This is a genomic window from Chitinimonas naiadis (assembly GCF_054780835.1).
Genome location: NZ_BAAGVO010000004.1, coordinates 982143 through 995412, shown reverse-complemented (window position 1 = coordinate 995412; position 13270 = coordinate 982143). Strand labels below are relative to the sequence as shown.

The window sequence follows — 13270 nt, the reverse complement described above, 5'->3', positions numbered from 1 at the left end:
TAAGGCCTTTCAGGGGTGGATCGGGCCGCGCACTGAAAGCACTGCAACCGTGTGATCGCCGAGTACAGCGTATATTGTGTTTATGGCGAACGATCATTCTCATTGGTCGCCGGTTATCAACCTAGAGACGGCTTGCTGCTAACCCTTAAGTGTCACTTCATGTGAGTAACCTGCGGCCAATTCAATCGGCTCCCGCCCGAACCACCGGTAACTCGTGTTATCTCTATCCTTAAAAACTCCCCATTTCTTTGGCTCTTTTAAAAGGAAAAAAATGACAGTCATTGCCTATCTTGAAGACTTAGGGTTGGTTTTTACCGACGTGATGCTTTCTAACGACAAGCCTGGTACGCATTTTGTACTACCAACAACAGGCAGCACTGAAAACATACCGCAAAACTTAGCGTTATCACCTACCCGGCTGGTTAGAAAATACTTTCGCCAGCGCATTAATGGCAGGGAGGGAATATTTTTTGTGGCCGGAGCTCTAAGCCATATTAAAAAACTGATTGCATGTATAAAGTACGTATGCGCTGCTCCGGGTTCGCTGCATGCCGAATACAAACGCCAGCTAAATTCGGAAGATCCCATTAGCATTCTTGCAGTCGCGTGTCTAAAAAATGAAGATGATGGTTTCTCCGATTTTGAAATAATTGGATTTATTGATTCCCGGGCTTTTGTTCGGAATTATGCAACTTATAAAGTCGGGGGGGATCTCCCATATTACGGAAAAATACATATAGCGGGTAGTGGTGGGCAGGACCTCTACAATTGGTTGGCAATTAGAGCAGAATCGTATGAAAAACTTCCCCTGATCGACGAATCCGTTCGAGACAAAGTTAATAGAACAATGAACACTGTCCCAATGATTTTACTTGAAGAGGATGGCTCCACCCGAGCAAAGACCATTATTAATGGCGTTGGTGGTTATTATGAAACTTTCGTCTTTGAGAGAAATGGCCTTGAAGGATTGGACTCTGTCTTAACCTTACAAGCTACAGTTCAAGGAAAAGGAAAAAACACCTTCATTAACATCGAGCGCCTATATTTCCACAAATATGTAGAGAACTGGTTGGTTGTTGTCTCATTGTTCGGCGTGCCTAGGGCGATTCATCTTGGCGAACAACTTACTATTTCAATGGCAGATCTTCATATCTTCAAAATCCCCCCGGTCTTTGAATCAAATAGACTCCCGAATTGGACGTCCTCCAAAATGGCGAGCATGATGGCTTCGGCAGAGCATTTTCGCCTGACTCTTCGTCGGGGTAATTCTAAATCATTGATTATTAAGAGATTTAGTGAGGGTGCGCGCCCCTGCCGTCGACTGCTTAAAACGGAAGTTAGAAAAAGCCATTTAATTGTTTGTCTGGATGAAGATTCGTTTCGGCATTATTTAAATAGGTTCCCGGCATCCTTGGCCTTGAACGAACAGCCATTGGATATCGCGGATTGACTTGGCTATTTCAATCTGACTTGCCCGGCATGGAGCAATAGAAATTATTTACGGATGGTGCTATCCTGGTTTCTCATTCAACAGAGGCGCCGGGTCATGAAGATTATTGTAAACGTGCTTTTTCTCGCTGCATCGGTATTTGCTCTTGCGGAACATTCGGCTTCGCCTGCCCAGGTGGTCGCTGACTTTCATTCGGCTATGCAAAGTGGTCGTCAGGCGGACGTAGAGGCTCTTATGAATCCGGAGGCGCTGATCTATGAATCCGGATATATTGAACGGACGCGTTCTGATTATGCAGAGCACCATCTGCCGGGTGATATTGCATATGCCAAGAAAATTAAAACCAAATTACTCAAACAGGCCGCAATAGAAGCGGAGAACTTGGCAGTGATCACCAGTGAAACAGAAACTATTGATCAATCTGCCAAGGAGCCTATTAACTACGCTGGGACCGAGACCATGGTTCTAAGGCGGGTCAATGGGGAGTGGCGCATTGCACATATTCATTGGTCTTCGCGCAAGTTAAAGAAATAACGTGGTTAGCGGCTGCTCCGCAGCCGCAGTGCATTGCCCACAACTGAAGCGGAACTTAGACTCATTGCTAATGCTGCGAGCATTGGCGAGAGTAACCAGCCAGTAAATGGGTAAAGAATACCAGCGGCAAGCGGTACGCCTAATGCGTTGTAAATCAAAGCAAACATTAGGTTCTGCCGCATATTTGTCACTGTTGTGGCGGAGATGGCGCGTGCTAAAGCGATGCCTCGCAGATCTCCCTTTACCAAGGTAAGTTGCGCACTGTTCATTGCAACATCGGTACCAGTACCCATTGCTATACCGACATCAGCTTTGGCCAAGGCTGGGGCATCATTGATTCCGTCGCCAACCATCGCTACAACTGCCCCGTCACGCTGCAAGCTCTCTACCAGCGCCAATTTCTCTGCTGGTTTGACCTCCCCGTGCACTTCGTCGATGCCGAGCTTCAAGGCAACTGCTTTGGCGGTAGTAGCGCCGTCACCCGTTGCCATGATGACGCGGATTCCTGCTTCTTTAAGGCTATACAACGCTTCTGGCGTGCTTTTTTTCACGGGGTCAGACACAGCCAAGATACCTGCTAAGCGACCATTTATTGCTAACTGCATAACGCTCGCCCCCCGCCGCCGCAATGCCTCCGACTCGTCACTGAGGGCATCTAGTTTGACATCTGACTGTGCCATGAGCGCACGATTACCCAACATCAAGACATGGCCGTTGACCGTGCCACGAACACCAATCCCACTAGTTGATTCAAAGTCATCAACCTGCAAAAGTTCGATGCCCTTTTCTCTTGTTGCCTTGACGATGGCTTCTGCAAGTGGGTGCTCGCTTCCTTGATCCAGACTCGCCGCTAGCTGCAGGATCGTTTGTTCGCTGAAGCCAGGTACAGCAATAACACGTTCGAAGGTGGGTCTTCCTTCGGTGAGGGTGCCAGTCTTATCGACAACCAAAGTATCAACTGTTCGAAGGCGTTCAATGGCCGCAGCATCTCGATACAAAATACCTTGGCTAGCAGCTCGTCCGGTGGCGACCATGATGGACATCGGGGTGGCGAGGCCTAGAGCGCAGGGGCATGCGATAATCAATACTGCGACTGCGTTTAGAATGCCATAGACCCAACTTGGTTGCGGCCCAAGGAGACCCCAAGCCAGCAACGTGATGATGGCAACGGACACAACAGCAAGGACAAACCAACCTGCTACTTTGTCTGCCATGCGCTGCATGGGCGCTTTGGATCGTTGAGCTGTCGCCACCATCTGGACGATTTGGGCGAGCATGGTCTGACCCCCCACTTGTTCTGCGCGCATGGTGAGCGCGCCGCTGCTATTCAGTGTTGCTCCGATCAGTTTGTCACCGGGTCCCTTGGCTGCAGGCAGTGGCTCACCGGTCAACATGGATTCGTCCACGGCGCTTTTCCCCTCCAGGACCACGCCATCGACAGGTACTTTTTCGCCAGGGCGCACCCTTAGCATGTCGCCGACCTGCACATCCGCCAGGGGTACATCTTCGTCAGTGCCATCGTCGTTCAGCCGCCTCGCAGTTTTTGGGGACAGGCCAAGCAGTGCCTTGATGGCAGAGGAAGTCTGTGAGCGTGCCTTGAGCTCTAACATTTGACCCAGCAAGGTCAGCGAAATGATGACGTCAGCTGCTTCAAAGTAGACGCCTACTCTGCCCATGCTCATAAACGAAGACGGGAAGAGTTGCGGTACGAGTGCAGCAGCGAGGCTGTAAAAGAAAGCTGCTGCCGTGCCCAAGCTGATTAGTGTCCACATATTAGGGCTGCGCAGGATGACCGATTGCCAGCCACGCAGAAAGAATGGCAGTCCTGCCCAGGTTACAACGGGTATAGATAGAACAAGTTCAATCCAGGTTTGGGTTTGCATAGAAACCAAACCAATTTGGTGACCAAGCATCGCAAGTGTCGTTACGACAAAGGTGAACGGCAAGGTCCACCAGAAACGCTGCGTGAAGTCCCGTAATTCCTGGTTTTCGCTCTCATCTACCGTGGGTAGGATCGACTCTAAGGCCATACCGCATTTGGGGCACAGGCCGGGGTGTTCCAGCCGGATCTCTGGATGCATCGGGCAGGTATAGGTCGCCCGCCCACTGTGCTCGGTGACCGCACTGGTAGGCTTGTGCTGCTCGTGATGAGCGTGGTGCTTCTTCTGGAGAGAGGATGCGCTGGCCTCCTTTTCCAGTGACATTCCACATTGAGGACAATTTCCTGGAGCATCGGACTGCACCGCCGGGTGCATTGGACAGGTATAGCGCGCCTCACGTGAATCGAAAGCTAGCTTGCCCAAAGATTCATTGTGGTTCTCTAAATTGTCCATTGATCTTTCCAGGTTTTCTAGTAAATAGGGATAACTAGAGTGTCGGATGAGTACTGTCGCCATTCAATTTATTGGCGAAGCAATGCGAGATTTAACGCACACTTACACATAACCGATTTATCCGGCATTGACGCTGATCAATAACCGGCTTAGAAAATTCATAAACTTGCGTGGCATAGCGATTCCGGCAAGTCCCCCATTGGAAATCTTGCCGGATCGCTCAACATTTACCGGTCACGCACGGGTGTTACGGTAATTCGCATCATTTTGTCCGTATAGCTGCCATCACGAGTGACGTATGCGGCATAGACCGTGTTGGTGGAGAAGGTATCGAACTTCCAGCCAAATTTTTGCTTTTGGCCAGGTGCAAGCACAACTGCGTGGAAGTCATCCTTCAGATTGTTCGGGTCTTCCTTATACAGCGACGCCATCTCTTTGATCGTGTGTTTGTCGCCGATTACGAAGACGGCTTCTTGGCTGGCGTCGTTGGCCAAATCAAAGCTAACCTGGTCACGAATTTCTACGCCAAAGCTGGATCGATTAACGGCGCCGCCGGAGTTCAGCGTGAACGAGACTTTGCGGTTTGCGCTGCGTACGTCCGCGGGATTACCAAAATCCACATCGGTATTCTTCAGGGCCTCTGCGCTACCTTTATGCGAGTGTTCGTACTTGTGATCCTGGGCCTGGGCGGCACCAATAGTGAGAATGCTCAGAGCAACAGCAGTAAAGATCATCGAGGACTTCATGGGAGACTCCTATTCTGGTCGGGTAAGTGACAAGCGCTTTTCCTTACGCGTTGTCTGGTTCCCATTCTGAAGAAGTGACCCCGTCAACAAGCTGACACACCCATGACAGTTTTGCACGTTTATTGTCAGGATTTTGTAATCCTGCACCAATCTTGCTCGTCTATATCCGACCAGGAACGGCGTGCCTAAGTCTACATGCCAAGCGCTTGCTCTTATTGTCTGTATGGCTCAGCACCAGACGGGTACTGCCAAGCAGCGTACATTTGCCTGCATTGGCAGCACCTTAAGTGTTGGCTGTAATCAGCGCTTTCCTCTCAGCGGCAAGAAGTTGAACTGAACAATTTTCCCAGCATAGGTGCCGTCAACACCCACAAAGGCGGCAAACATGCGGGGATTGCCAAAGGTATCAAACTTCCACGCAAAGGATTGAGTGAGGCCTGGCTTCATGACTATCCCATGGAAGTCAGTCATCGCGGACGACGGTGAGTCGCGATACAGGTCCGCATATTCTTGAACAGCCTGCGCGTCCCCGACTACAAACGCCACCGGCGCTTGACTGTCGTTCTTCAACGCAAACTGCAGGCGCTCATTCCTCCTAACTAAGACGGCCCGTTGAGTAAGGTCTCCACTACTGGTGATGGCTAACGTGACTGTCCGGTCAACATCCGTCCCGCTGCCCGGGCTTCCAAAATTGACATCCTGATTGGTCAACTCAGACTGGGTAGTGTGATGTGAATGCTTGTATCGGGTACTGTCTGCTTGCGCCGGCGTCAGGGTCAGGACAGCAATGCTGACCACTAAAGATGGGATGTTCTTTAAGTGCTTCATCGCATTTCTCCTACACAGGTGGATGCTGCCTACGTAAATGGAGCCGGTTCGTGCTCATGGGAGCGTGAGTCATTTTCAGCCGCAAAGCCTGTCAAAGTGCTGACCACCTGGTGACATTTCTGTATGTTTTATGTCAGTTTTTTGTCGGAAATCTTGCTTAGACTACTGCCCTAGGTCGGCGTAACGCCTGCTGCTACGTACAACGCCGTCTTCCTTGCAAATTTGTAATCTGCCAGTCGGCTTCCTGTTATCTTCGAAAATCTACTGTGGTGCTAGACGCCTTTGGGGTGTTTTAGGCGTTGCGCGCTAAGTAATCGTAAGTCGCGCGCGATGCCTATTCGAAGTAGACGTGACAAGGGGAAAAAAATGAAACAAGCACAATGGGTGATCGGGCTGTTATTGGGATCAACCGTTTTTGCAGATGATGGTGTTCATTTGTATGGACGGGCGATTGCTGGCTTTCAAACGTTAAATGCTCCAGCTAGGGCAGAGCGCGCATATTACCCGGGAGATACAAACTCTTCGGGCCAAAGTATGGAAATTAATGACTTGTATAGTCGCTGGGGAATCAAGGGCGAAGAAACCCTGCCAAACGGCGCAAAGGCAATCTTCCTTATTGAATCTGCCATTGCCTTGGATAATACGGATACTCGCTTCTATGTTGGCAGAAATGCATTTGCCTCACGGGAAGGATGGGTCGGTCTCCAAGGGGATTTTGGTACAATTAAACTGGGCCGTGGTAAAACGCCCTATACCCTTGCAGTAGAGTATTACGACAACTTCATCGCAACCCACACGTTCTCGTCCGCCAACTTTGGTACTGGCTATTATGGTCTAGGCTCGAATTACCGTAGCGATAATACTGTCTGGTACAGCACGCCTCTCATGTCGGGTGTGCAAGCCGATGTGACTTATTTTTCTGGCGAGAATAAATCTTCCTCGGGCTTGAACTCCAGGGGTTATTCCGCGCAAGTGCTAGGCACTTTGGGTAATTTCGATGCTCGCTTTGCATGGCAAAAAGCCCGCGACTACGAGGCGGTAAAGGGAACCGATTTGGATCAGTACGCCCTGGGTGGGTCTTACACCTTGGGGTCTATCAATCTTGGCCTGATGCATACGCAAAATAGCTTGCGTACTGGCGGATCAACTGAGAAGGTCAAAGCTAGCAGTCTGTTCGGAACCTATGCTTTTGACGACAGGGGAACCGCGCTGCGGTTCGGCTATGTTCATCAGAGAGCACCCACCCAAACGGCAGATATCTTCAACGTTGGCGGCCAATACAATCTGTCAAAGCGCACTTATGGTCTGGCTGAGGTGTACTGGAAACGGATTAAGGATGGCAACAAGCTCTCGGTTGCAACGATTGGTGTCGGTCACGACTTCTAATTTGTAATCAGGTAACGGCCACGATGACCCCATCGCTGTCTTGATGGGGTCAATCTATTTGTGACGACGTGAAAACCAGGTTGCTAGTCGGTATGCGGGAACAGAAGGCTGAAACATACAAGTTCACCACGGTTCTCTACCGACACACTCCCACCATGCAGTTTCACGATCGAGTCAACAATTGCCAGGCCCAGGCCAACGCCGTCTGTGTCTCGGCTCGTCGCATTTTCGCCCCGTGCAAATCGACGGAATAGTTGCTCAAGCTCCTCTTTGGGGATCGGTCCTCCGGCGTTACAGACGGTTATTTGGTCGGCCGCCCCTTGCTCGGCTATTTCGATTGAGATGGCGGACCCGGGCGGTGCATAGCGAACCGCGTTCGTCAGTAGGTTCGTAATGGCCCGACGGATCATCGGTAGATCCCCCTGAATCGCAGTACTGGCTGAGCCGTGGACAGCAATGCTTTGCCCCTTCTCTGATGCTGCCAATTCATAGAACTCAACTACGCTATCTACTTCTTGGCGTAGGTCGACGGGCAACTTGGCAATGGTCTGGATGCCGTGGTCAATGCGCGCCAGGAACAACATATCTGAGACCATTCGCTGCATGCGTTCCAGTTCCTGATGATTGGAGTGCAATGCCTCCTCGTATGCAGCGGCATCACGCGGACGGCTCAGTGTCACCCCTGTTTGAAGCAGAAGGTTGTTTAGTGGGGTTCTCAACTCATGTGCGATGTCGGCAGAGAACTGTTCCAGGCGACGAAAGCTGGTACTCAAGCCTGCAAGCATTTGATTCAGGCTTTCGACGACGCCCCTTACCTCACTAGGGGCATGCTCAACATTGAGCGGTGCACCCAGATGGTCGGCTGTAAGGCGTTCCGCCTGCTGCCCAAGCTGTCTTAAGGGAGCCAGACTGCGCCGAGAGACGCCATAGGCAAGCAAGGCACTCATGAGCGCACCAATTGCCCCAACCAGGATCGCGACATGCTGATGATGTCTCAGTATGTTCTGCGAGTCGGTCACTTCAACGGCGACATAAACGCTTATTGTCCTTCCCGCGCTGTTCGACCAGCTATGCTCAATGCGTCGCACCCACCATGTTTCGTCATCAGTCTGTATGGTGCTCACTCGCTCCCGAGGAAGACTTCTTGGCAGTGCTTCGATTCTTGCTTTGACTGACTGCCTGGGCGGAAGCAGCCACTGACCTTGGTCTTCAACGCCAATGCTGAGATGAGGATGCCCGACTGAAATCTCTCCGATTCCCGGCAAATGTGCAGGTAGTGAATCCGGGTCGGGTACGTTTGCTAGCTGATGTTTGACTACCTCAGTTTTTCCATTGATCTCTGCCAAATCGCGGGCGTTCAGCTGGGTCCCCAGTGCGTGGTATAGCGTGTAGCCAACGCCTGCGATAATGACGATAGAGCCGGCGGTAAACAGCACGACCAAGCGCAAAGCAAGGCTTGTATGGGCTCCCCAAATCGGCAGCCTCACTCCCGCTCCTCCATCACGTAGCCGAAGCCTCGTACGGTGTGAATTAGGTGCTTATCAAACGGCTCGTCGATTTTTGCTCTCAGACGCCTGACTGCTACTTCGACCACATTCGTATCACTGTCAAAGTTCATATCCCACACCTGTTCTGCAATCAGGGTGCGTGAGAGCACCTCTCCACGGCGGCGCATGAACAGTAGGAGCAATGCATATTCTTTCGCGGTGAGGTCGAGTCGTTTCGTGCCGCGTTCCACACGCCGTCGCAGAAGATGCACCTCAAGATCCGCCATGGTCATGATGTCGAGTTCTTGCTGCTTCCCTCTGCGGAGCAAGACCCTGACCCTGGCCAGCAGTTCGGAGAAAGCGAAGGGTTTTACCAAGTAGTCATCTGCACCGAGCTCAAGCCCTCGAACACGATCTTCTACACGGTCCCGCGCGGTCAAAAACAGCACTGGCAAATTGTCCTTGCGGCGGATGCGCTTCAGCACTTCCCAGCCGTCCATGCCTGGTAGACCCACATCCAGGATGACCGCAGCGTATTCCACCGTTTCCACTTGATGCAGAACATCAAGGCCGTTTCGAACCCAATCTATGACCAGCCCGTTCTCGCTCAGGCCGCGGACCAAGTATTCACCAGCATGAGACTCATCTTCTGCCAATAGAACTCGCATCGCATTTACCTCCACTTTCTCGCATCCTAATCGGGTAGGCGCTCAAAAACCGTAGATTACAAATTTGTAATCTCGCGGTCAGCTTCATGACGAGCTTGCGCTTATAAAGTGGCTTCGAACTCAAAAGGAGGTACTCGTTGTGAGGATCACAAGCATTCAATTTGTATTGGTGGCCACCGGTGCGCTGCTGGCTTCCGCACAGGAAAACAGCGCAGCACCGTCGCAGGCACCCACCTATCGCTCTGCTTTCGCTGGTTACAAGGCATGGGAGGCAGATTTGGCCGCTCCCCAATGGCTAGCCGCAAACAAGGAGATGCAAGAACTAGGTGGTCACGTCGGACAGATGAAAGACGAAGTACCTCCAAGCATGAAGAGTGACAAACCACAGCCAAAGGCGGCAGAGCCAGCAACCAAGGCGCCTGAAACCGGAATGAAGGCCATGGACCATGGGATGAAGCATGGCAAGGGGGACAAGCAATGACGCTAACAAGCCGCCTTTATGCACACAAAGTGCGCTACCTCACCCTTTTGGTTGGCGCAGCCTTCTTGACTGGTTGTGCCAGTGTCTCGCCTGAGGGAGCGATCGCTGATGTCCGTCAACTTGTCGGCAGCGAACGTGCCGCAGGCTTGAAGTCGGTGGTGAGTGACGAGGACGAGCGTACTCGTACCGCTGAAGCGGACCGCCTTTTGACCAAACCGCTGGGAATGAATGATGCGGTTCAGCTGGCAATGATCAACAACCGCTCTGTACAAATCAGCTTGGGAGAGCTGGGTGTATCCCAAGCGGAGCTGGCACAGGCAAGTCGAATCGAGAACCCACGTTTCACTTTCAGCAAAAAGAAAGATGGCGAGGTTTCTGAGTACGAGCGCAGCTACCAGATCGACATCCTGGGTGTCTTCCTGATCCCTTGGCGGATGCAAATCGAATCGCGTCAGATGGAGCAGCAAAAGTTGCGGGTCGCTAGCGATATTACGAGGACAGCGTTGGAGGCCCGCAAGGCCTGGGTAAATGCCGTCGCAGCCAGCCAATCAGCCAAATACATGACTGACGTGAACGAGGCTGCTGAGGCGAGCGCGACGCTGGCGAAGCGGATGGCTGCTGTCGGTAACTTCTCCAAGCTGACCTATGCACGCGAGCAGGCTTTCTACGCAGAGTCGACGGCTCAACTCGCCAGGGCTCAGCAAGCTGCCGTGGAGTCGAAAGAGACCCTGGTTCGCATTCTGGGGCTGTCAGGTAGAGATGTAGAACGTCTTGTTCTACCGGATCGCTTGCCCGAACTGCCTAAGGCGCCACGCGAATTTGATGCTGCTGCGGCCAATGCAGTGGCCAACCGATTCGATATCCAGATGGCCAAACAGGATTTTGAGGCCACGGCGAGATCGTTGGGTCTGACAAGGACCACTCGGTTCGTGAACGCGATCGAGACCTCCTACCTCAGGAACTCTGATAATCAAGGCGGTCGCCCACGCGGTTACGAGCTGTCGCTCGAACTTCCGTTATTTGATTGGGGTGGAGCAAAGGTTGCGCGCGCTGAGTCGACCTATCGGATTGCGATGAACAGGGCGGCTCAGGTTGGCATCAATGCGGAGTCAGAAGTCCGTGCTAGCTACCTCGGCTACCGCAGCGCTTACGACCTGGCTAGGCACTACCGTGACGAGATCGTTCCGCTGCGGAAGGCGATCTCTGACGAAAACCAATTGCGCTACAACGGCATGCTTATCGGTGTGTTCGAGCTCCTGGCCGACGCACGCGAGCAGGTGGCAAGCGTCAATGAATACATGGACGCACTGCGGGCCTACTGGGAGGCCGATGCCAACCTAGAAATGGCGACTACCGCTGGCAGCCCCATGGAGTCTGGCGCATCCAAATTTGAGATGGCAGCTGGCAGCAGCGGCGGTCACTAAACAACACATCAAGGATCTATCAATGAGCAACCGTAGACAGTTCCTGCAGCAAGCGGCCATAGGCGTTATGGGGGCTGCAGCCGTAACCCGTGCTGGGGCCGCATCACTTCCTGAAGCGGCCAGCCAGGAAAGTGCTGCTACCCAGCCACCACTGCTGCCGGCTAACGGAAGACCGTATAACCCGGTGGTGACCCTGAACGGTTGGACCCTGCCTTGGCGTATGAACAAAGGGTGGAAGGAGTTCCACCTGGTAGCCGAGCCGGTTGTGCGAGAAATCGCCCCTGGCATGAAGGCCAACCTGTGGGGGTACAACGGTCAGAGCCCAGGTCCAACAATCGAGTGCGTCGAAGGGGACAAGATTCGGATTTTTGTGACGAATCGCTTGCCTGAGCATACGACGGTTCACTGGCATGGGATCTTGCTGCCCAACGGTATGGATGGTGTGGGTGGCCTGAACCAGCCCCAGATCAAGCCGGGCAAGACGTTTGTCTATGAGTTCGAAATGATCAAGTCGGGCACCTTCATGTATCACCCGCATGCCGATGAGATGACTCAAATGGCGATGGGGATGATGGGGTTCCTCGTTGTTCATCCCAAGAACCCGAATTTCATGCGTGTCGACCGCGACTACGTGTTCTTGCTTAACGCGTACGACATAGACCCGGGTAGCTACACCCCCAAGGTCAACACCATGACCGACTTCAATCTGTGGACTTGGAACAGCCGTGCGTTCCCGGGCATTGATCCTCTGGTTGCCCGCACAGGTGAGCGGGTGCGAATTCGGGCCGGCAACTTAACCATGACGAACCACCCCTTGCATCTTCATGGGGTCGACTTCGAGGTCACGGGTACCGACGGTGGCTGGGTTCCCAAGTCTGCACGTTGGCCGGAGGTGACTACCGACGTCGCAGTTGGCCAGATGCGTGCCATCGAGTTCGATGCCATACGGCCAGGTGACTGGGCATTCCATTGCCACAAGTCGCATCACACGATGAATGCGATGGGCCATGAAGTGCCAACCATGATTGGTGCTGACCATCGCGGCATAGCAAACAAGATCAAGAAGTTGGTCCCTGATTACATGGTGATGGGGGAACGAGGAATGGCCGATATGGGCGAAATGGAAATGCCTATCCCGGACAACACGCTGCCGATGATGACCGGGCAAGGACAGTTTGGTCCCGTCGAAATGGGCGGCATGTTCACGGTCTTTAAGGTGCGGGATGACCTGAAAGCTGGGGACTATAAGGACCCTGGAAATTACAAATACCCGGCAGGAACCGTCGCATATGAATGGACCGGCGATCTCGCCGAGCCGACTCGGGCGAAGGCTCCGCCTGCTGATGACAATACCTTGAAAGTAGTTAAACCCAAAGGCCATGGTGGCCACGAGTAATTTAACCCTGTAGGAGTAATTGATGATGAAGAAACTGCTTTCTCTGTCCGCACTACTGGTTACGATGTTGTCGATGAACCAGGCTTGGGCTCACGGCGACGAAGAGCATGAGGAAAAGGGCAAACACGTTATTTCGACCGATCAAGAAGAGTTTGGTCGCGAGGGTGATCCCAAGAAGGTGACCCGCACGATCAAGGTTGATATGGCCGACACGATGCGTTTCACGCCGGCAGATCTGACGATCAAGCAAGGTGAAGTCGTCCGCATCGTCCTGACCAACAAGGGCAAGATCAACCATGAAATGGTGATGGGTTCGGAGAAGGGCCTTAAGGAACACTCCGAGGCCATGAAGAAATTTCCCGGCATGGAACACAGCGCCCCCTACATGGTGCACGTTGGTGTCGGCAAGTCCAAAGAAGTGGTCTGGGAGTTCAACAAGCCCGGTACTTTCCTTTTCGGTTGCCTGATGCCTGGTCACTATGAAGCAGGTATGGTTGGCCGCATCAAAGTGGCCGCAAAGTAACATCTATTAACCCA

The 13270-nt window shown here is 52.6% G+C and carries 12 protein-coding genes; 7 read left to right on the top strand and 5 right to left on the bottom strand.

The window, feature by feature from the left end; genetic code table 11:
* Positions 1-271: 271 nt before the first annotated feature.
* Positions 272-1450 carry a hypothetical protein gene (locus tag ACYVHK_RS10770; protein ID WP_460531178.1) on the top strand — a complete coding sequence of 393 codons (1179 nt, stop codon included), beginning with the start codon at positions 272-274 and terminating at the stop codon, positions 1448-1450.
* A gap of 96 nt (positions 1451-1546) precedes the next feature.
* Complete coding sequence (locus ACYVHK_RS10765; protein ID WP_460531175.1) at positions 1547-1984, top strand: YybH family protein; 438 nt, start codon at positions 1547-1549, stop codon at positions 1982-1984.
* Positions 1985-1989: 5 nt separating this feature from the next.
* On the opposite strand, the gene ACYVHK_RS10760 is transcribed toward ACYVHK_RS10765, so the two are convergent.
* From ACYVHK_RS10760 to ACYVHK_RS10750, 3 genes are all read right to left on the bottom strand, one after another.
* Positions 1990-4380: a copper-transporting P-type ATPase gene (locus tag ACYVHK_RS10760; protein WP_460531172.1), complete on the bottom strand. Its 2391-nt coding sequence runs from the start codon at positions 4378-4380 to the stop codon at positions 1990-1992.
* Positions 4381-4544: 164 nt separating this feature from the next.
* Entirely contained in the window at positions 4545-5063 is a 519-nt protein-coding gene (locus ACYVHK_RS10755) for a hypothetical protein (RefSeq protein ID WP_460531169.1), read from the bottom strand.
* A 300-nt stretch (positions 5064-5363) separates the two neighbouring features.
* Complete coding sequence (locus ACYVHK_RS10750) at positions 5364-5891, bottom strand: hypothetical protein (RefSeq protein ID WP_460531166.1); 528 nt, start codon at positions 5889-5891, stop codon at positions 5364-5366.
* Positions 5892-6257: 366 nt separating this feature from the next.
* On the opposite strand from ACYVHK_RS10750, the gene ACYVHK_RS10745 reads away from it, so the two are divergent.
* Positions 6258-7277 carry a porin gene (locus ACYVHK_RS10745; protein ID WP_460531163.1) on the top strand — a complete coding sequence of 340 codons (1020 nt, stop codon included), beginning with the start codon at positions 6258-6260 and terminating at the stop codon, positions 7275-7277.
* Positions 7278-7360: 83 nt separating this feature from the next.
* Here the strand turns inward: ACYVHK_RS10745 and ACYVHK_RS10740 are convergent, their stop codons facing one another.
* Both ACYVHK_RS10740 and ACYVHK_RS10735 read right to left on the bottom strand, forming a co-directional pair.
* Entirely contained in the window at positions 7361-8764 is a 1404-nt protein-coding gene (locus ACYVHK_RS10740; protein ID WP_460531160.1) for a heavy metal sensor histidine kinase, read from the bottom strand.
* Positions 8761-9432, bottom strand: a complete 672-nt coding sequence (locus ACYVHK_RS10735; protein WP_460531157.1) for a heavy metal response regulator transcription factor — start codon at positions 9430-9432, stop codon at positions 8761-8763. The genes ACYVHK_RS10740 and ACYVHK_RS10735 overlap by 4 nt, the downstream gene beginning before the upstream one ends.
* A gap of 139 nt (positions 9433-9571) precedes the next feature.
* On the opposite strand from ACYVHK_RS10735, the gene ACYVHK_RS10730 reads away from it, so the two are divergent.
* From ACYVHK_RS10730 to ACYVHK_RS10715, 4 genes are read left to right on the top strand one after another with little or no spacing between them, the layout of a single operon-like run.
* Positions 9572-9913 (top strand): hypothetical protein, encoded by a 342-nt coding sequence (locus tag ACYVHK_RS10730; RefSeq protein ID WP_460531154.1) that lies wholly within the window; start codon positions 9572-9574, stop codon positions 9911-9913.
* Complete coding sequence (locus tag ACYVHK_RS10725) at positions 9910-11337, top strand: TolC family protein (RefSeq protein WP_460531151.1); 1428 nt, start codon at positions 9910-9912, stop codon at positions 11335-11337. Before ACYVHK_RS10730 ends, ACYVHK_RS10725 begins: the two co-directional genes overlap by 4 nt.
* 22 nt (positions 11338-11359) lie before the next feature.
* A complete protein-coding gene (locus ACYVHK_RS10720) occupies positions 11360-12733 on the top strand; it encodes a multicopper oxidase family protein (RefSeq protein WP_460531148.1) in 1374 nt (457 codons plus the stop codon).
* A gap of 22 nt (positions 12734-12755) precedes the next feature.
* Positions 12756-13256, top strand: coding sequence for a cupredoxin domain-containing protein (locus ACYVHK_RS10715; RefSeq protein WP_460531144.1), 501 nt, complete (start codon positions 12756-12758; stop codon positions 13254-13256).
* The last annotated feature ends 14 nt before the right edge of the window (positions 13257-13270 follow it).